General features: G+C 69.5%; 17 protein-coding genes. 7 read left to right on the top strand and 10 right to left on the bottom strand.

Features of this window, described 5'->3' with window-relative positions; genetic code table 11:
- Positions 1-5 precede the first annotated feature (5 nt).
- Complete coding sequence (locus tag EGH21_RS04345; protein ID WP_220617225.1) at positions 6-1,262, bottom strand: HAD family hydrolase; 1,257 nt, start codon at positions 1,260-1,262, stop codon at positions 6-8.
- Positions 1,263-1,344: 82 nt separating this feature from the next.
- A complete protein-coding gene (locus tag EGH21_RS04340) occupies positions 1,345-1,509 on the bottom strand; it encodes a hypothetical protein (RefSeq protein ID WP_220617322.1) in 165 nt (54 codons plus the stop codon).
- Between the two features lie 129 nt (positions 1,510-1,638).
- On the opposite strand from EGH21_RS04340, the gene mutL reads away from it, so the two are divergent.
- A complete protein-coding gene (gene mutL / locus EGH21_RS04335) occupies positions 1,639-3,732 on the top strand; it encodes a DNA mismatch repair endonuclease MutL (RefSeq protein WP_220617224.1) in 2,094 nt (697 codons plus the stop codon).
- Between the two features lie 16 nt (positions 3,733-3,748).
- Here mutL and EGH21_RS04330 read toward each other — a convergent pair whose 3' ends face one another.
- Positions 3,749-4,687 (bottom strand): glycosyltransferase, encoded by a 939-nt coding sequence (locus EGH21_RS04330; protein WP_220617223.1) that lies wholly within the window; start codon positions 4,685-4,687, stop codon positions 3,749-3,751.
- Positions 4,688-4,918: 231 nt separating this feature from the next.
- On the opposite strand from EGH21_RS04330, the gene EGH21_RS04325 reads away from it, so the two are divergent.
- From EGH21_RS04325 to ygfZ, 4 genes are all read left to right on the top strand, one after another.
- A complete protein-coding gene (locus EGH21_RS04325) occupies positions 4,919-6,046 on the top strand; it encodes a carboxylate--amine ligase (protein WP_220617222.1) in 1,128 nt (375 codons plus the stop codon).
- A gap of 80 nt (positions 6,047-6,126) precedes the next feature.
- On the top strand, positions 6,127-7,071 hold the full coding sequence (locus tag EGH21_RS04320; protein WP_220617221.1) for a sugar kinase: 945 nt from the start codon (positions 6,127-6,129) through the stop codon (positions 7,069-7,071).
- A 68-nt stretch (positions 7,072-7,139) separates the two neighbouring features.
- Complete coding sequence (locus EGH21_RS04315; protein ID WP_236035373.1) at positions 7,140-8,393, top strand: carboxypeptidase-like regulatory domain-containing protein; 1,254 nt, start codon at positions 7,140-7,142, stop codon at positions 8,391-8,393.
- Positions 8,394-8,431: 38 nt separating this feature from the next.
- On the top strand, positions 8,432-9,517 hold the full coding sequence (ygfZ, locus tag EGH21_RS04310; protein WP_220617220.1) for a CAF17-like 4Fe-4S cluster assembly/insertion protein YgfZ: 1,086 nt from the start codon (positions 8,432-8,434) through the stop codon (positions 9,515-9,517).
- Here the strand turns inward: ygfZ and EGH21_RS04305 are convergent.
- Both EGH21_RS04305 and EGH21_RS04300 read right to left on the bottom strand, forming a co-directional pair.
- Entirely contained in the window at positions 9,508-9,903 is a 396-nt protein-coding gene (locus EGH21_RS04305; RefSeq protein ID WP_220617219.1) for a hypothetical protein, read from the bottom strand. The genes ygfZ and EGH21_RS04305 overlap by 10 nt on opposite strands.
- 52 nt (positions 9,904-9,955) lie before the next feature.
- Entirely contained in the window at positions 9,956-10,183 is a 228-nt protein-coding gene (locus tag EGH21_RS04300; protein WP_220617218.1) for a DUF7860 family protein, read from the bottom strand.
- 83 nt (positions 10,184-10,266) lie between these two features.
- Here EGH21_RS04300 and EGH21_RS04295 point away from each other — a divergent pair, with 83 nt between their 5' ends.
- Positions 10,267-10,509: a DUF8151 family protein gene (locus EGH21_RS04295; RefSeq protein WP_220617217.1), complete on the top strand. Its 243-nt coding sequence runs from the start codon at positions 10,267-10,269 to the stop codon at positions 10,507-10,509.
- A gap of 1 nt (position 10,510) precedes the next feature.
- Here EGH21_RS04295 and EGH21_RS04290 read toward each other — a convergent pair whose 3' ends face one another.
- Together EGH21_RS04290 and EGH21_RS04285 are read right to left on the bottom strand one after the other, a co-directional pair.
- On the bottom strand, positions 10,511-11,593 hold the full coding sequence (locus tag EGH21_RS04290) for a geranylgeranyl reductase family protein (RefSeq protein WP_220617216.1): 1,083 nt from the start codon (positions 11,591-11,593) through the stop codon (positions 10,511-10,513).
- A gap of 76 nt (positions 11,594-11,669) precedes the next feature.
- Complete coding sequence (locus EGH21_RS04285; protein ID WP_220617215.1) at positions 11,670-12,245, bottom strand: hypothetical protein; 576 nt, start codon at positions 12,243-12,245, stop codon at positions 11,670-11,672.
- A gap of 132 nt (positions 12,246-12,377) precedes the next feature.
- Here EGH21_RS04285 and EGH21_RS04280 point away from each other — a divergent pair, with 132 nt between their 5' ends.
- Positions 12,378-12,764: a hypothetical protein gene (locus EGH21_RS04280; protein ID WP_220617214.1), complete on the top strand. Its 387-nt coding sequence runs from the start codon at positions 12,378-12,380 to the stop codon at positions 12,762-12,764.
- Here EGH21_RS04280 and EGH21_RS04275 read toward each other — a convergent pair.
- Genes EGH21_RS04275 through EGH21_RS04265 form a run of 3 tightly spaced genes read right to left on the bottom strand, consistent with a single transcriptional unit; the run spans position 12,761 to position 17,791 of the window.
- Positions 12,761-13,717, bottom strand: a complete 957-nt coding sequence (locus EGH21_RS04275) for a WD40/YVTN/BNR-like repeat-containing protein (RefSeq protein WP_220617213.1) — start codon at positions 13,715-13,717, stop codon at positions 12,761-12,763. The two genes, EGH21_RS04280 and EGH21_RS04275, sit on opposite strands and share 4 nt — an antisense overlap.
- 39 nt (positions 13,718-13,756) lie before the next feature.
- On the bottom strand, positions 13,757-15,817 hold the full coding sequence (locus tag EGH21_RS04270) for a pentapeptide repeat-containing protein (RefSeq protein ID WP_220617212.1): 2,061 nt from the start codon (positions 15,815-15,817) through the stop codon (positions 13,757-13,759).
- A gap of 45 nt (positions 15,818-15,862) precedes the next feature.
- Positions 15,863-17,791 carry a S9 family peptidase gene (locus EGH21_RS04265; RefSeq protein WP_220617211.1) on the bottom strand — a complete coding sequence of 643 codons (1,929 nt, stop codon included), beginning with the start codon at positions 17,789-17,791 and terminating at the stop codon, positions 15,863-15,865.
- Between the last annotated feature and the right edge of the window lie 50 nt (positions 17,792-17,841).

The following is a 17,841-nucleotide window of genomic DNA, read 5'->3' as shown; positions in this document are numbered from 1 at the left end:
GGCTCTCAGGACCGGCGTTCGTTCAGCCGAGCGATGAGGTCCAGTCCGTAGGCGATGTTGAGGACCGAACTCGCCTCGCCGGCCTCGTAGACGAGGTCGTCGTGGGCCCGCACGTGGTCTAAGACCGCCTTCGAGGCGTGGTCCGGGGCGGCGGCGATGCCCGCGTCGTTCTCGGCGACCCACTCCATCACCCGCAGGTCGCTCTTGCTGTCGCCCATCACCAGCGCGAACGGGTCGTCGATGCCCAGCACCTCGAAGGCCTGTTCGACGCCGGCGGACTTGTCCAGTTCCAGACTGACGAGTTCGGCGGCGTCGCCCTCGTAGTAGCCGAGGTCGATGCGCTCGAAGAGGTCCAGCAACGCCGACGGCGCGCCGTCGAGGTCGGCGTCGGTCGAGAGTCCCGCGTCGTCGAACACCGCCTGAATCTCCGGGTCCCGCGCGAAGTACGTCCGGGCGAGGGCGGCGGGGTCCGCGACATCGACGCCGACGGCTTCGGCCACGCACTCGCCGACAAGCCCACAGAGGTAACACAGCGCCTCGTCGACGATTTCGACGGCGGTGTCGCTCCCCACCTCGGCGTTCGGCTTGAGCGTGACGTTGAACTCGTTGCCCTGCAGGTGCGTACCGTGGCTCACGTCGTCGGGGGCCTCAGAGAGGACCCGCCCGCGGACGGCGTCGAACACGTCGACCACCTCGTCGTCCAGTCGCTCGTACAGCAACTGCTTGGTCTGGGCACCGTGTTTCGGCGTGAAGACGCCGTTCCCGGACTCGTAGACGATAGAGAGCGACCCCGAGGAGACGACTTCGTTGCCCAGGCCCTGAATCATGAACCCCTTGACGTTCTCCAACGTCTGGCCGGTGCAGACGACGATGGGGACGCCGCGCTCCTGAAACTCGGTGAGGAGGTACAGCGTGTCACGCGGAATCTCGTTGTCGGTGTCGCCGGCCGACCGGAGCGTCTCGTCCACGTCTAAGACGAGGACGTTCACCGACCGGCCGTACTTCGAGAAGAGGTCGAGCGCGGTGAACGCCTCCTCGCGGGTCAGTCGGGCGGCGATGTCGGCGTACGTCTCGCCCGTCGCGGGGAACTCGTCGGCTATCTCGGCCTTCCGCTCGTCCAGTTCCGCGCGGGCGTCGTCCCACTGGTCCAGTGCGACGGGGGAGCTGAGCGGCGGAAAGAGGTCCACGAACTCCTGATAGGCACGCAACGTCTCGGTGTCTGCCGTCTCGTAGAGGCGGTAGAGCTGGTCGTACTGTTCCATCTGTCTCCGTTGCCGTGGCTGTCGCTGTCCGGGCACTTCACTGTACGGTTCGCGCCGTCGAAAAACGGAGTGGGGGTCCGACTTACTCCTCGCCGTCGCCGCCGTCGGTCAACACTTCGACGTCTGTCTCCGCCTCGTTGAGGAACGACGGTATCTCCGGTTCCTCGTCCGACTCCTCGTCGGCGTCGGCCAGCTCGTCGGCGCGGTCACGGCTCCAATCGGGGATGTCGCCTCTGTGGTGGCACATGGTAGCTCACCGAGCGGGGCTCGGGACTGTGTCGTGTTAACTATTTCCATACGCGGTCCGACACTCGCCGGAGACAGTCTCAAGTCGCCCCGTCCGTTACCCGGGTGCAACGACTATGCGAGGGCCGCCATGACCGACATCCAGCAACTCGACGAGCGGACCGTCGAACGTATCGCGGCCGGCGAGGTGGTCGAACGACCCGCCTCCGTCGTCAAGGAACTCGTCGAGAACGCTATCGACGCCGACGCGAACCGCGTCACGGTAGCCGTCGAAGCGGGCGGCACCGAGGGCATCCGCGTGACCGACGACGGCGTCGGGATGGACCGCGAGAGCGTCCAGCGCGCCGTCGAGCAACACACCACCTCGAAGATTCGCGACATCGCCGACCTGGAGGGCGGCGTCGGGACGCTGGGGTTCCGCGGTGAGGCACTCCACGCCATCGGCGCCGTCTCGCGGCTGACCGTCACGACGCGGCCGCGCGGCGGCGACGTGGGGACCGAACTCGTCGTCGAGGGCGGCGAGGTGACCGCCGTCGAACCGGCGGGCTGTCCGGAGGGGACGACCATCGCGGTCGACGACCTGTTCTACAACGTCCCCGCCCGCCGGAAGTACCTCAAGCAGGCCTCGACGGAGTTCGCCCACGTCAACACCATCGTCACGAGTTACGCGCTGGCGAACCCGGACGTCGCCGTCACGCTGGAACACGACGGCCGCGAGACGTTCGCCACGACGGGGCAGGGGGACCTCCGCGAGACGGTCATGTCCGTCTACGGGCGGGAGGTCGCACAGTCCATGATAGCGGTCCGCGCGGGCGCCAGCCCCGGAGACCCGCAGAGCGGCGGCGACGACCTCCCCGATGGCCCACTCGACGGCGTCTCCGGCCTCGTCTCCCACCCCGAGACGACCCGCGCCGGCCGGGAGTACCTCTCGACGTACGTCAACGGCCGCTACGTGCGCGCGAAGACGGCCCACGACGCCGTCGTCGACGCCTACGGCACCCAGATTGCGCCGGACCGCTACCCCTTCGCCGTCCTCTTTCTGGACGTGCCGGCCGGCGACGTGGACGTCAACGTCCACCCGCGGAAGATGGAGGTCCGGTTCGCCGACGACGAGGGGGTCCGCGAGCAGGTCCGCACCGCCGTCGAGGACGCCCTGTTGCGCGAGGGACTGCTCCGCTCGTCGGCCCCGCGCGGCCGCTCACAGCCCGAGCAAACCGAAATCTCGCCGTCCGGGTCGGATGACGGCGGTTCGTCGTCGCGAACGCCCGCCGACGACCGGTCGACCGGGACGACGCGCGAGACGTCGGGGACGTCCACCGACGCCGGGCCCGACGACAGAGCGAGTTCGACGTCGAACGCGTCCGACACCTCCGTTTCGGGTCGGACGGACGACGGCGACTGGTCGGCCGCTGACGAGAGCGCCACGACGGACGACGAGGCTGCGACGGCCTCGCCGTCGACCGACGACGACCAGTCCCGTCCGCCCGAGGAGACGACAGAGACGGCCACGCCGTCCAGCGAGTCGTCCGCGGACGAGGTGCCGGCCGACCGGAAGTTCTCCGGGGGCCACGAGCAGGCGCGACTCGGCGGAAAACCGGAGACGGCCCACGACACGCTCCCGTCGATGCGGGTGCTGGGTCAGTTACACGAGACGTACGTCGTCGCCGAGGCCGACGACGGCCTCGTCCTGATAGACCAGCACGCGGCCGACGAGCGCGTGAACTACGAGCGCCTGCAGGCCGAGTTCGCCGGCGAGACGACGACCCAGGCGCTCGCGGACCCGGTCGAACTCGAACTCACCGCGCGCGAGGCCGCCGTGTTCGAGGCCCGGAGCGACGCGCTGGCGAGTCTGGGCTTCCACACCGCCCGGACCGGCGAGCGGACCGTCGAGGTGCGTACGCTCCCGGGGGTCATCGCCGACGCCGCCGGGCCGGACGTCGTCCGGGACGTGCTGGGTGCGTTCGTCGGCGGGGAGCGCGAGGCCGCGACCACCGTCGAGGCGGCCGCCGACGAACTGCTCGGGGACCTCGCGTGTTACCCGTCGGTCACCGGCAACACGTCGCTCACCGAGGGGTCGGTCCGGGACCTGCTGGCGGCGCTGGACGACTGTGAGAACCCATACGCGTGCCCGCACGGCCGGCCGACGGTCATCGAAATCGACCGCGAGGAACTCGAAGACCGGTTCGAGCGCGACTACCCCGGCCACTCCGGTCGGCGCGAGTGACGGCCGCCGCGTCGGCTCACCCGCTCAGCGCCCGTCGATACACGGCCTCCAGTCGCGCCGCCATCTGCTCGACGGCCAGTGACCGGGCGGCCCGCCGACCGTTCGACCGTTCGCCCCGGTCGAGGACGCGCGCGAGCGCCGGGGCGAGGTCGGCCTCGTCGGCACAGACCGCCGACGGCGTCACTCCGTCCAGCCGGTCTCGCACGTCGCCGACGTCGGTGGCGACCACCGGGAGGTTGCACGCGAGCGCCTCCTTGACGGTGTTGGGCGACCCCTCGCGGCGCGAGGTCAACAGCAACGCGTCGGCCGCGTTCATGTAGGTCGGGACGGCCGCCTGTTCGACCTCGTAGACGGCGTGGAGACGGACCTGACGGTCGATGCGTGATCGAACGGCGTCGACGACGCGTTCGGCCAGCGGGTAGTTCTTCACCGCCCGGTCGGGCGTGTACGGGAACAGGACGTGGGCGGCGTCGGGGTCCCATCCCACTTCGTGGCGGGCCGTCGCCGGGTCCATCGGCCGGAACAGGTCGAGGTCCACGCCGTGTGGGACGACCGTCGCGTCGCCGTCGAGGCCGGCCGCCATCTCGTCGCTCATGACGACCGTCTCGTCGACCAGTCGGGCACAGCGCTCGCTGAGCCACCCGAACTCGCCCATGAGGTCCGACCCCCAGAGGGTGAGGACGACGGGTCGACGGGGCTGGGCCAGCGCGAACGGCGCCGTGAGGCCGTAGTGGGCGTGGACGATGTCGTAGTCGTCCCGGGCCGCAGAGAGCACCCGACCGTAGAACCGGAGATAGTGGTGGACGGAACGGCGCGCCGCCTTGCGCTCGGCCCGGTCGTCGCTGTCACGGCCCGGAACGGGCACGACGTCGCAGACGTGTCCTCGCTCGCGGAGACACTCGACGCGGCGGTCGAAGAACGACGAGCGGTGCGTCACGAGGTGGAGGACCCGCATCGGTGGCGTCCTCCCGTCGGCGGCGCAAAGTAATGGTGTCCCGATTGTCGGCCGTCTCGCGGTAGTAGTGACCTTATTGGGCAGGTTCGCCACCGCCGGCGTGCGAACCGGTGCGGTGTCCGGCCCGAGTCCGGCGGTCGACGCGCCAGTCGCGTCTGCAGAGCGGTCCGAAACCGGTTACCCGACGTAAGTTTGCAATTACAATCAGGCTATTGTGAGAGGTATAGTCGTATGGACGTGTTGGTCACCGACGGCTTCGAGAAGAAGTCGCTGACGGTGGTCAGGGCCATCCAGTCCGTCGCCGACGAGGTCGGCGTGGTCGCACAGTTTCCGTTCTCGCTGACCGCCGCCTCCCGGCACACCGCGCGGGACCACCGCATCGAGGCCGACGACGCCGACGACTACGCGGCCCAACTCGCCGGCGTCGTCGAGGAGTACGGCTACGACTACGTCCTGCCGGTCAGCGGTCGCACGACGGAGATCGTCTCGGAACACCGAGAGGCGATTCCCGCCCCGCTCGACCCGATTCTCCCGCCGAAACCGTCGTTCCGTCGGGCCATCGACAAGCACGACCTGCACTCGCTGGCCGGCGAGTTCGACATCCCGACGCCCACGTCGGTCCGTATCCGGTCGTTGTCGGACGTCGCACGCGCTGTCGAGACTGTCGGCCCGTCGGGCGTGTTCAAGACCGGGAGCGAGACGGAGCCGCGTTTCCTCCGGTACGTCGGGTCCCCGGCGGAACTCCGGTCCACGTACCGGACCTACATGGAGACCCACGACTCCGACCCCGTCTATCAGGCCTACCTGAGCGGCCGGGGCCGAGGCTTCTTCGGTCTCTACGTCGACGGGGAGTGTCGCGGCCACTACGCCCACCGGCGTATCCGCGAGTCGCCGCCGTCGGGTGGCAAGAGCGTCTGTGCCGAGTCTCTCTCGGACCCGGAACTGTACGCGTACGCCGACCCCCTGCTGTCGGCACTCGACTGGAGCGGCGTCGTGATGCTAGAGTTCAAGAACGACGCCGACGGAAACCCCCGACTGCTCGAGTGTAACCCGAAGTTCTGGGGGTCGATGGGGCTGGGGGTCGCCTCGGGGATGAACTTCCCGCGCGCGCTGCTGGAGTACCTCTCGGAGGGACGGGTACCGTCCTTCGAGTTCACGCCGGCCCGGTACCACTGGCCGCTCTCCGGGGACCTCCTGCACGCCATGAAACGTCCGCGGAGCGCTCCGGCGGTCGCTGTGGACCTGCTCTCGCGGTCGACCAAGTCGAACCTCCAGCTCACGGACCCGCTCCCGCACGTCGCCGAGGGGACTCGTGCGATGGTGTCGGCCGTCGTCAGCGTCGACGGCCCGGTCGACTGACCGCCGGTGGCCCGGCACGGTCCGAATCGTACGCCGACCCGGCCGGTTGAACTAAGCCGTAGTCTCCCGATACGCGGAGTATGTCACTGGTTACTTTCGGCGAGACGGCCCTCCGATTCGCGCCGCCGGACGGACAGCGCTTCGAGACGGCCCGCGAGGTACGGATGCGGGCCGACGGCACCGCGAGCACCGTCGCGGCGACGGCGAGCAGACTCGGCAGCGACGCCGTCTGGCTCTCGAAACTGCCGGACACACCGCTGGGCCGCCGCGTCGTCGCCGAACTCCACGAGCACGGCCTGGAGACGGACGTGGTGTGGGCCGACGCCGACGACGGCCGGCAGGGCCTGACCTTCTACGAGGACGCCGCCGCCCCGCGGCAGGACCGACTCCTGCAGGACCGCGGCGACACCGCGATGGCGACGCTCACGCCCGGTGAGATACCGATGGGGCGGGTCCAGAACGCCGACGTCGTGTTCACGGCCGGGTCGACGGCGGCCCTCTCGGAGACGGCCGCGGAGACGGCCGGGGCGCTCCTCCGTGCCGCGCCGGGGATGCGGGCGCTGGACCTCGACTTCCACCCGGGGCTCTGGAGCGCCGAAACGGCCCGCGACACCCTCTCGGACCTGTTCGGCGCGGTGGACCTGCTGTTCGCGAGCGAGGAGCAGGCGAAGGCCGTCTTCGACAAGACGGGCCGGCCGCGGGAACTCGTCCACACCATCGCGGCCGAGTACGACTTCCCGCGGGTCATCCTCACGCGGAGCGAACACGGCGTCGTCGCCTTCCACGACAACGTCGTCCACGAACAGGACGCCTTCGAGACGACCGCCGTCGACACCTCCGGGCAACACGCCGCGCTGGTCGGGGCCGTCCTCCAGCGACTCGCTGACGGGGCGCCGACCGACGAGGCACTCGCCTACGGGACGGCCGCGGCGGCGCTGACCCGGACGATGCCCGGGCCGGTGACGCCGCTCGAACCCGCCGAGGTCGAGCGCCTCGTCGCGTCACAGTCCGACCGTGGCCGGTGACGTCAGGGCGAGAGCGACCCGGATAAGCCGACCATACTGTTAAGGTCGGTCCACGTTACCATTCCCACATGGCTTCTCTTCGGTTGTTCGTCACGCTCTGCGTCGTCGTGCTCACCGGTACAGCCGCCGTGTCCGGTGTCGGGGCCGCACAGGAAGACCGAGTGACGTTGACGGTCACCATCGTCGACCAGAACGGTGACGCGCTGAGCGACGTCGACGTCTACGCCACGTGGGACGACGGGGCGGGCGGCCCGGTCAACGAGACGACGCGGGCCAACGGACAGGTCCTGCTGGACGTCCCCGAGGGCGCCGACGTGCGGATTCACCTGGACGACGACGAGTACATCCGCAACTCCCCGTACCTCGTCGCCGACGCGACCACCCGGTCGGTCGAGGTGCCCGTCTCGCAGAGCGCCAGCGCGACGTTGACCGTGCGTGACACCGAGGGCGCTCGGGTCGAGAACGCCCGCGTCCAGCTCTACCGGTCGGGCCAGTTCGTCACGGACCAGCGCACGAACGCCGACGGCGTCGTCGAGACGCCGCTGGTCGAAGCGGGCGAGTACCGCGTCGTCACGACGAAAGACGGCTTCTTCCGCAACTCGACGCGGATAGCGGTCACCGGCGAGACCGAGGCGACGACGACGCTCGAAGAGGGGTCGGCGCTGGTCACCGTCACGGTCACCGACGACCACTTCGAGGACCCCCGACCGATTCGGAACGCCTCCGTCACCGTCCCGTCGGTCGGCACCGTCCAGACCCTCTCGGACGGCGAGGCGACCATCAGCGTCCCGGTCAACAGCGACTACACGCTCGAAGTGACCAAGGCGGGCTACGGGACCAGTAGCCAGCCGCTCCGGGTCAGAGAGTCGGACACGGCCGTCGACGTGGCCATCCAGCGGACGCCGCGAATCGACCTCGTGCCCGCCAACGAACGCGTCGTCGTCGGCGAGACGGTCCGCATCGAAGCGACCGACGAGTACGGCGACCCGGTGGCGAACGCGACCGTCACGCAGGGCGGCGCGGAGGTCGGCACGACCGACGCGTCCGGCGTCGCGACCGTGCCGGTCGACAGCGGTGGGAACGTGACCTTCACCGCGACCAAGGGCGACCTCTCGGCGACGGCCACCGTTCAGGGTATCGACCCGGACGCGACGGACACACCCGCCGAGACGACGACCACGGCGACGACCGAACCGCCGACGGACACCGAGACGCCGACCGACGGCGTGTTGCCTATCGGCGAGAGCGGGCCCGGGTTCACTCCCGTGACCGTCGTCGTCGCCCTCGCACTCTTCGCGGTGCTCGCGCTCCGACGGCGGTAACGGGACCCTTTTGGGCGCGAGGCTCCCATCCGTGAGCAATGACTGTCCTCGAGGAGGTTCATGAGGCCCACGAGGCCACCTTCCGTGAGGTGGGCGGGCGCCGCGTCGTCGACAACTACGGCCGGCCCGAACGGACCCACCGCGCGGTCCGGAACGTCGTCGGCGTCTGTGAGTTCGGCTACGGCGTCCTCGTCGTCACCGGGGAGGACCGGGTCGACTACGTCGACAACGCCGTCTCGAACCGCGTCCCCGAACAGGACGGACGGGGCTGTTACGCCCTCTTGCTCGACCCGCAGGGCCGCGTCGAGACGGACATGTACGTCTACAACGCCGGCGAGCGACTGCTCGTCTTTACCCCCCCGCAGCGGGCCGAACCGCTGGCGGAGGAGTGGCAGGAGAAGACGTTCATCCAGGACGTGGACATCCGCGTGGCGACCGACGACTTCGCCACCTTCGGCGTCCACGGCCCGAAGGCCACCGAGAAGATAGCCAGCGTCCTCCATCAGGCCTCGTCTCCGGAGACGCCGCTCTCGTTCAATCGCGGCGAACTGGGCGACGCCGGCGTCTCGGTCATTCGTACGGACAACCTCGCCGGCGAGGAGAGCTACGACGTGGTGTGTGCGGCCGAGGACGCCGAACCGGTGTTCGACACGCTCGTCAACCGCGGACTGAACGCCGTCCCCTTCGGCTACCGGACGTGGGAGACGCTCACCCTCGAAGCGGGGTCGCCGCTGTTCGACACCGAAATCGAGGGCCACGTCCCGAACGAACTCGGCCTGCGCAACGCGCTGGACTTCGACAAGGGGTGTTACGTCGGACAGGAAGTCGTCTCGCGCATCGAGAACCGCGGCCACCCGCCGACCCGACTGGTCGGCCTCTCCGTTGCTGCGCTCCCCGAGTCGGGGGCCGCCGTCTTCGCCGGCGACGAACACGTCGGCGAGGTCACCCGCGCCGTCGACAGTCCGATGCGCGAGGCCGCCATCGCGATGGCGGCCGTCGACTGGGACCTGCCGGACGGCGCCCTGACAGTCCGAGCAGACGGAGAAGAAGTCGACGCCGAACGCACCGACCTACCGTTCGTCGACGGGTCGGCAACGTCCGCGAGACTCCCCAGTTACGAGTAGCCCACGTCGTCCTCGGCGAACTCCGGTTCACCGAGGTAGTACTCGACGGCAACGAGCGCCGTGTACGCCGAGAACGCGGCGAGACACATCCCGCCGAACTGGGTCACGGCCGTCAGCGGCGCGCCGACGGTCTGGTACTGGAGTGGGGCGAGGATGAGCCACAGACCCAGTATCGTCGCCATCACCGCTGCCGCGAAGCGGGGCCGCCCTCGTTCCCGAACGGTCTGGAAGTTCTTCCCGGCGAAGACGGCACCGACGACGGCCGAGAGCGTCACACTCCCCCTGACGCCCGGGTTGGCCCCGAGCGCCAACGGGCCGACGAACGCGACCAGACAGCCGAGCAGTGCGACGACGGCCGAGGCGACGGTGAAACGCGAGGCCTTCATGCGAAGGGCTGTCGCTCGGCAGTCGTAAATAGCTTCGACCGAATCACCGCGCTCACTCGACGAGTGGCAGGACGATGCCGAACACGAGCGGCGAGAACAGACCGAGCAGGATGCCGAGCGCTACCATGTCGGTCAACAGCACGTTACTCCACGCCGGGAACGGCCCGAGGAGCGTGTGGCCGAGGATTTCGCCGAGTGCGCCGATCGCGAACAGGCCGACACCGAGGAGGAACCCGCGTTTCGCCAACAGTCCGTGGTCCATGTCGCGGTACTGCGTCATACTCACCGGGTCGCCGTGGGCCGACTAAGCGCTTGCGCTTCGCAGGAAAAGGGTTATAATTCACATCAGCATACGACTCGCTGATGAACGGACTCGTCTCCGAATCGCTCGCGGAACTGCTCGGACTGCTCGTCTCGGCGCTGCTCGCGGGCGTCCTGACCGTCGTCGGCGTACTCACCGAGAGTGCCGGACTCTCGAACCTGCTGGCCGGACAGTCGGTGTTCGGCCTCTGGGAACTGTGGATGGGCGCCGTCTTGCTGTACGCCGGGCTATATATGCTCGGCTACAAGCGAGTGTGGCTGGGTCTCCACCGGTCGCTGGCGTAGGTCAGGACCGCGAGAGCAGCGCTTTCAGTTGCTCGCGGGAGAACAGCGTCGAGGGACGGTCCATGTGGACGCCGATTTCGCCCTCGAACGCTTTCATGCCGGCCTTCTGCACCACCTTCGGCACCGAGTAGCCCGCGCGAACGGCGTGGCCCAGACGGATATCCCGACGCAGGTCCTCGCGCCACGCACGCTCGTAGTCGCCCAGCGTCGCCGGGTCCTCGGGGTCGATTTCGCGGGCCGCGTGGTCGGCGGCGGTCATGCCGTAGAGGATGCCCCCGCCGGTGAACGGCTTGGTCTGGGCGGCGGCGTCGCCGACGAGGAACGACCGCCGGCCAGTCACGCGCTTCGGCGGGCCGATGGGGATGAGACCCGAACAGCGGCGTGTCACGTCCGCGTCGTACTCCTCGGTAAACGCCTCGAAGCGCCCGCGGGCGTCGTCGCCCGGCGGCACCGCGAGGCCGTACTCGACGCCGGCCTCGCCGCGCGGGATGCGCCACGCGAAGAAGCGCGGGACGGTGAGGTGGACGTCGACGAAGTCGCCGTGGTCGGCCGCCTCGTCGAACCCGAGGACGCCGTGGAGGAGTTCGTCGGGTTCCGGCAGGCCGAGTTCTCGCCGGACGCGGCTCTTGGGGCCGTCACACCCGGCGACCATCTTCGCGCGGTGGGTCTCGACGCCGTCGGGGCCTCTCACCTCGACGGTGACGCCGTCTCTGTCTTCCTCGACGTCGACGACGGTGTGTTCCTCGCGGACGTCCGCCCCGTCCTCGCGGGCCAACTCGGCGAGGTGGCGGTCCAGCCCCACCCGGTCGATGACGTTCGAGATGACCTCGTCCTTGTAGAAGGGGTGGGCGTCGCTGCCCGGCCCGTCGGTATGGAACCGGGCACCGGACACCTCGTTCTGCAGCAGTTCGTCGCGGGCGTCGTCGGTGTAGGCCCACACGTCGGTGCTGACGTGGCCCGAACAGGCCAGTGGTTCGCCCACCGTCCCCTGTTCGAAGGCGAGTACGTCGTACCCTTGCTGGGCGGCCCGCCGGGCGTAGCGGGCGCCAGCGGGGCCGACACCGACGACGACGACATCGTGCATACCTGTCGTCTCGGCGTCGCGAGACAAGTACTTTCTCGATTCCGAACGGCCGGAACCGAGCGTGGAGAGGCAGGCGTCAGTCGTCGCTGTCGTCGTCCGCTTCGTCCTCGGTGTCGTCTTCAGCGTCGTCGTCTTCGGGTTCTTCGCCAGCCTCTTCGTCCTCTGCGTCGTCGTCTTCTTCGTCCTCTGCGTCGTCTTCCTCCGCGTCGTCGTCTTCGGACTCTTCGTCCGATTCCTCGTCGATGTCGTACTCGTACTCTTCCTCTTGGAGGGTCAGCGACCCGTCTTCGACCGTGTACTCCAGTTCGCCCTCGGCGTCACCGGCCTCGACGGACAGTTCGACCGCTTCGAGGGATTCGCCGTCCTCGGACAGTGCCGACCGGTCGACGGTCGCCGTGCCGTTCCCGTCCGTGTGGACGGTGACTTCCTCCTCGCCTTCGACGGTCACGGTGGCGTTCTCGACGCCCTCACCGTCGTCGGTGACGGTGACCGTCGTCGTCTCGTTGCCCAGCGACGCGTCCACATCCACGTCCGTGACGGACGCCGTCGACGCGTCCGTGGCTGTCTGTGTGGCACCGGTGGCGGCGGCGACGCCACCGCCGGCGACCAGCAGTGCGACGAGTGCGAGCGTCAGCGGTTTCGTGAGCGACATTGCAAGCGAGGGGTCGGGACCGTTCGAGGATAAACCGGGCCGGTCGTTGGGTCGGATTTAACCCAGTTTAAGCCGGTTTAGACCGTTCACGGCGGCGTTACGCCTTTGACCGCGGCACTCTAGCTCACGGCCATGGCAGAGTATCAGCCGGGTGTCTGCAACATCGGGTCGACACAGCGTCGCGCGCGTCGGCAGGCGGGTATCGGGTCGTTCGGCCTGGCGGTCGCTATCGTCCTCGCCGTCGCCCTCTCCGTGCTCCCGACCGGCGCACTGTGGGCCACCGCGCCGTTCCTGTTCGGTGGGTGGGTCGGCGTCCTACAGGACTACTTCCAGTTCTGCGTCGCCTTCGGGGCGCTGGCCCGGTACGACCTCTCGGGGTCCGGCGGGTCCAGCGGGTCGGTGGCCGAACGCGAGGCCGTCGCCACCGACCGGAAGCGCGCCGCGAAGATTCTCGGCGTCGCGGCCGTCCTGACCCTCGTGTCGACGGCGCTCGTCGTCGCTCTCGGGACCGCTCTCTAGACGACGGCGAGGCCGCGTGGGACCTGGTCGTACGTCTCCTCCCACGACCCGACCCGCTCCCACGTCCATCCCTCGGCCGACCGGAACAGACCGTGGTTCGTCACCGCGCATATCGCGCCGTCGGGGTCCGGAGCCAGCACCGCCCGCGAGAGGCCGTCGGCTGCCGGCAGGCCGTCCATCGCCGTGGCCCACCCGTCGCCGGTCCAGCGGTAGACGTAGCTCTCGCCGGTCGTCGAGTGGGCCGACCGGGGACCGCTGGCGGCCGAGACGACGACGGCGTCGGGGTCGTCGGGGTGGACCGCCAGCCCCCAGACGTAGCGGTGGTCGAGGCCGTTCTGCGGGTACTGCCACGTCTCGCCGTAGTCCTCCGACTGGGCGTAGCCGTCGCCGGCGGCCGTGTACACTCTCGTCGGGGTGTCGGGGTGGACGGCCAGCGTGTGGTTGTCCCGCCGGCCGCCGGTGGGATGGTCGACCCACGTCTCGCCGCCGTCCTCGCTCCGGACGAACGCGCCGGCCTCGACGGCGACGTACACTCGTTCAGGGTCGTCCGGGGCGACGGCCAGCCATCGGACGTGGTGGGTGTGGGGACGCGGCGGGAACGACCACCGCGAGGCCGAGTCGAGGTCCGTGAGTCCGTCCCGCTGGCTCCAGTTGTCACCGCCGTCCGTCGACCGATAGACGGCGCTCGGTTCCGTGCCCGCCCACACCACGTCTTCGTCGTGTGGACTGACGGTGACGCTCGTGACGCGGTCGCCCGCGTCCAGCACGCACTCCCACGTCACCCCGCCGTCCGTCGTCCGCTGGAGGCCCGAATCGACCGTGCCGACGAACGCCCGGTCGGGCGCTCGCTCGGCGGCGGCGACACATTCGAGCGTGTGGTCGCGCAGTCGCTCGGTCCACTCGCCCGACCCGACGAGCAGGCGGTCTGAGAGGGCGGCGTAACATGTGTCCATACCGTCCCTACGTCGGCGACCGGGAGAAAGATTGCGCGCTCACCGGCTGACCGAGCGGGTCAGCGCGAACACGTACAGCGCGATGAAGAAGGCCCCGAGGAACGCCTCCGACTGCGCGATGACGTTGACCGTCGCGTCGTCGACGGCCCCGACGCCGCCGAGGAAGAAGGCGATGAACGACCCGAGGCTCAACTGGAGGTACTGCTCCACGTCGGCGAACAGGCGCGGCGCGAGCGCGAGGTAGAGGGCGGCGTAGCCGACGACGAGTGCCACCGACGCCCCGAGAGTGTAGGAGGGGCGCTCGCCGTACCCCGTCGTCAGGAACAGGAAGGCGTTCAGGCCCCAGCGCCCGAGGCTCCGCACGCGGCCCCGGAGCGGCGCGCTCCCGTCGACGACGCGGCCGGCGTGGGTCCGGCGGCGATAGGCCAACTGCGAGACGAAGAAGGCGGAGGCGGCGGTGTTGTCCGCGATATCGTTGGCGCCGTTCTTCGCCCGGAGGTAGGTCACCTCGCCGTCGGCGGCCGGGATGGTCCCCTCGGTGGCCTCCGCCAAGCGGTCGGAGCGCTCGCGGGCGTCGTCCGGGAGCGACTGGTCGGCCGCCCGGGTCGCCGCTCGCTCCAGCAGTGCGGCGGCCGTCTCGTCGTCGCCGGCCGCACCCACCATCGTTTCGAGTGCGTGCGGGTACGCGAGCGTCGTCCGAAGCGGGTCGGCGAGGCCGTCCGCGAGTTCGTGGAGGCGGTAGTCGGCGGCCTCCAGGTCCACGTCGTCGTCGTCGCGCACGTCGAACCCGTCGAAGCGCGTCCGGTGGAACGCCAGTCGGTCCAGCGGGCCGCCCGACCCGCCGCCGGTGAACTTCACCGTCCCCAGCGTGGTCTGTTCGAGGTCGTAGACGACCGTGCCGTCGGCGGGTTGGCCCAGCGTCCCGCCGCCGACCGCACTCCCGGACAGCGACACGAGCGCGACCCCGTCGGGGCCGGCGGCCGTCGGCGACAGGTCGACGGTGTCGACGGTGCAGTCCTCGACGGTCACGACGCCGAGACAGCGCACGTCCGCGGCGGTCACGCGGTCGACCGTACAGTCGGTGAGTCGCGGACTCGCCAGCGTCGCGCCGTCTAGCTGGAGGTCCGCGACCGTCGCGTCGTCGACGGTCGGACGGACGAGCGTGCTCCCCGTGAGGTCGACCCGCTCGGCGTCCAGTCCGGTGAAGTCGGTACCGACGAACGTCGAGTTCTTCAGGACGAGTTTCATCGACACCGCCGCGTCGGCGAAGGTGCCGCCGGCGAGCGTCGCGTCGGGCAGGTAGAACCGCTCGGCCTCGATGCGCTCGAACACCGCCTCCTCGTAGCTCGTCTCGTTGAAGTAACCCCCGCCGAACGTCGTGCCGTAGAATCGCGCCGTCCCGAACGAGGCCCCGCGGAAGTCGCCCTCGTCGAAACTCGCGTGGTAGAAGTCGCCCGTCTCGAACGTCGCGTCGTCGAAGTCGGCCATCCCGAACTCGGTGTGGTGGAAAGAGCCGTCGCCGACGGTGGCGTCGTCGAACGCCGCCTCCCCCACGCTCGCTCGGTCGAAGTCGACGGTCTCGAAGGTGGCGTCCCGGCAGTCCACGCCGTCGACGCGAACGCCGGCGAACGCGCCCGACTCGACGGTCGCGCCGCGGGCGTCGAGTTCGTGGTAGGCGCCGTCGAGTCGCAACTCGCCGACGGTCGCCCCTCGGAGGTCCAGTCGCTGGCCGACCTCGCTGTCGGTCCCGTCCAGCCGGTCGATGCTGGCGCCCCGGAGGTCTATCGGGTAGTTGTCGGTGGCGTCGACCACCGCCATCGAGAGGTCCAGCGTCGCGATGTCCGCCCCGAGGAACTGCTTCGACCGACGGTGCGCCGTCCGGTCGCCGTCCGCGCCCGACTCCACGGCGTCTAGGAACGCCGCCGACACGTCGACGTCCTCGGGCGTCTCGGCGGGTGGGCGGTGGAACGGGCAGTGGTCGGCGTCGGCCATCGCGCCGTGTGGACAGCGCCACGTCTCGCTGTCGGCTATCGACTCGTGCTGTGCCGCCGGCTCACACTGGAAGCGACACTGGCCGTCCCCCGCACCCGACCACACCATCAGTACTCGAAACCGTCGCTATGGACCGTAATAAGTGCTGTCCGCTCAGTCGTCGGCGGCGACGGCCTCGGTGCCGATGCGCCGGTCGAGGAAGTCGTCGAGCAACCGGAACAGCCGAATCTTCTGGTCGATGTCCGAGGAGGCGTGGCCCTCCTCGCCGAGTTCCTCGTACTCGTAGTCGCCGCCGACGGCGTCGCCGTCTCCTCGCGGGCTCTTCGACCCCGCGCTCTCCGGCCCCTCGGTGTAGCCGAAGTCGTCCAGCGCCGCCCGGAACAGGCGGGCCTGCGAGACGGGGACACGGCGGTCGTTGACCCCGTGGAGCACGAACAGCGGCGCCGAGAGGTTCTCGACGTACTCGATGGGCGAGCGTTCGTGATAGAGGTCGGGGTTCTCCTCGGGCGTCCCGAGGTTCTTCTCCATCAGTTCCGTGCGATAGTGGGGCATCGTGTTCTCGTACTGGTCTTCGAGGTCGGTCAGCCCTATCCACGCCACGCCGGCGTCGTAGAGGTCGGGGTACTGGAGCATCTGCCAGTACGCCGAGTAGCCGCCGTAGGACCCGCCGAAGACGGCCACGCTGTCCTCGTCGACCCACTCGCGGGTGTCGAGGACGTGTTCGGCGGCCGTCGCCACGTCGCCCTGTTCGGCCCCGCCCCAGTCGTCGTACAGTCGCTGGACGAACTCGCGGCCGCGGCCGGTCGATCCCCGGTAGTTCACCTGCAACACCGAGAACCCCCGCTGGACGAGGAACTGGGTGTAGAGGCCGAAGGACTTCGTGTCCATCGCCCGCGGGCCGCCGTGGGGGTTGACGATTAGCGGCGACGGTCGCTCGCCCGAATCGTACAGGAGCGCGCCGATGTCGAGCGTCTCGTAAGGGTCGTGCTCGACGGCGGCCTGCCGTGTCTCGGGGACGCCGTCCGAGGTGACGGTGAAGTACTCGGCGTCGGCGAAGTCCTCGGGCGAGAACGGACCGTACTCGGCCTCGTGGAGCGTCTCGTACTCGTCGGTCGCGAGGTCGTAGGCCAGCAGGTCCGGGCGGCGCGTCGGCGTCGTGTGGGTCAGCAGGACCCGGTCGTCGGCCAGCGTCGAGTCGCCGGCGAACGTGGCGACGCCCTCGGGGAGGTCGAGTTCGCGGGCCTCGCCCGACTCGACGTCGTAGACGACGGGCATCTTCGCGGCGTCGCGGGTCCGCGTCACGAGGAAGCGCTCGCCGTCGGGCGTGAAGCCGTGTGGCTCCTCCTCGAACTCGCCACCGAACCACGCAACCTCGTCGGTTTCGAGGTCGTAGACGCCGCTCCGCGTCAGGTCGGCGCTGTTGTCCGAGACCAGCAGGCGGTCGCCGTCCGGGCCCCAGTCGACGGGTGCCGCCTCCGCGCCCGTCTCGCCGACGCCGAGGTTCCGGGGGTTCGAGCCGTCGGCGTCGGCCAGATACACGTCCATGTTCTCGAAGTCGTCGGCCTCGTTGGTGGTGTAGGCGAGTCGGTCCCCGTCGGGCGAGAGCAGGCCCGTCCAGACCGCCCGCTCGTAGTCGGTCAGTTTCGCCGTCTCCCCGCTCGAGAGGTCGTGAGCGTAGAGGTTCATCTGCCCGTCGCGGGTCGACCCGACCAGCAGCGTCTCGCCGTCCTCGCCGACGTCGTGGAGGACGACCTGTCCGTCCATCTCGACGACCGGTTCGACGGTCCCGTCGCGGTCGACGGCGTACACGTCGTTCTGTTCGTCGCCGGCGTCGTCCAGATGGAAGAACACGCGCTCGCCGTCGGCGCTCCACTCGACGTGCCAGCGGGCGTTCCGTGGGACCTCGCCGTCGCTCCACCGCTCGGACTCGCCGCTGTCGGGGTCGAGGACGTGCAGTTCGTTGCGGCCGGTACCGTCGTAGTAGAAGGCGACGGACTCGCCGTCGGGAGACGCGGTCGGATGCGCCAGTGTGGGCAGACTGGCGAGCGCTTCGAGCGTCTCCGAGGTATCAGGGTCAGACATTCAGACACACACAGACGCGGCCATCATGTATGCGTTCCGCCTAACGAGAT

Origin of the sequence: Haloarcula rubra, assembly GCF_019599465.1 — an archaeon.
GTDB classification, from domain to species: Archaea; Halobacteriota; Halobacteria; order Halobacteriales; family Haloarculaceae; genus Haloarcula; species Haloarcula rubra.
This window is presented reverse-complemented; position numbering and strand designations above follow the sequence as displayed.

What these genes read in the sequence shown, in the direction of transcription:
- EGH21_RS04325 (WP_220617222.1), top strand. Translation starts at nt 4,919, where the DNA reads ATGGACGTGTTGGTCACCGACGGCTTCGAGAAGAAGTCGCTGACGGTG.
- EGH21_RS04320 (WP_220617221.1), top strand. Translation starts at nt 6,127, where the DNA reads ATGTCACTGGTTACTTTCGGCGAGACGGCCCTCCGATTCGCGCCGCCG.
- EGH21_RS04285 (WP_220617215.1), bottom strand. Translation starts at nt 12,245, where the DNA reads ATGTCGCTCACGAAACCGCTGACGCTCGCACTCGTCGCACTGCTGGTC.
- EGH21_RS04280 (WP_220617214.1), top strand. Translation starts at nt 12,378, where the DNA reads ATGGCAGAGTATCAGCCGGGTGTCTGCAACATCGGGTCGACACAGCGT.
- EGH21_RS04270 (WP_220617212.1), bottom strand. Translation starts at nt 15,817, where the DNA reads ATGGTGTGGTCGGGTGCGGGGGACGGCCAGTGTCGCTTCCAGTGTGAG.
- EGH21_RS04305 (WP_220617219.1), bottom strand. Translation starts at nt 9,903, where the DNA reads ATGAAGGCCTCGCGTTTCACCGTCGCCTCGGCCGTCGTCGCACTGCTC.
- EGH21_RS04345 (WP_220617225.1), bottom strand. Translation starts at nt 1,262, where the DNA reads ATGGAACAGTACGACCAGCTCTACCGCCTCTACGAGACGGCAGACACC.
- EGH21_RS04290 (WP_220617216.1), bottom strand. Translation starts at nt 11,593, where the DNA reads ATGCACGATGTCGTCGTCGTCGGTGTCGGCCCCGCTGGCGCCCGCTAC.
- EGH21_RS04295 (WP_220617217.1), top strand. Translation starts at nt 10,267, where the DNA reads ATGAACGGACTCGTCTCCGAATCGCTCGCGGAACTGCTCGGACTGCTC.
- EGH21_RS04340 (WP_220617322.1), bottom strand. Translation starts at nt 1,509, where the DNA reads ATGTGCCACCACAGAGGCGACATCCCCGATTGGAGCCGTGACCGCGCC.
- EGH21_RS04330 (WP_220617223.1), bottom strand. Translation starts at nt 4,687, where the DNA reads ATGCGGGTCCTCCACCTCGTGACGCACCGCTCGTCGTTCTTCGACCGC.
- EGH21_RS04265 (WP_220617211.1), bottom strand. Translation starts at nt 17,791, where the DNA reads ATGTCTGACCCTGATACCTCGGAGACGCTCGAAGCGCTCGCCAGTCTG.
- EGH21_RS04315 (WP_236035373.1), top strand. Translation starts at nt 7,140, where the DNA reads ATGGCTTCTCTTCGGTTGTTCGTCACGCTCTGCGTCGTCGTGCTCACC.
- EGH21_RS04300 (WP_220617218.1), bottom strand. Translation starts at nt 10,183, where the DNA reads ATGACGCAGTACCGCGACATGGACCACGGACTGTTGGCGAAACGCGGG.
- EGH21_RS04275 (WP_220617213.1), bottom strand. Translation starts at nt 13,717, where the DNA reads ATGGACACATGTTACGCCGCCCTCTCAGACCGCCTGCTCGTCGGGTCG.
- mutL (WP_220617224.1), top strand. Translation starts at nt 1,639, where the DNA reads ATGACCGACATCCAGCAACTCGACGAGCGGACCGTCGAACGTATCGCG.
- ygfZ (WP_220617220.1), top strand. Translation starts at nt 8,432, where the DNA reads ATGACTGTCCTCGAGGAGGTTCATGAGGCCCACGAGGCCACCTTCCGT.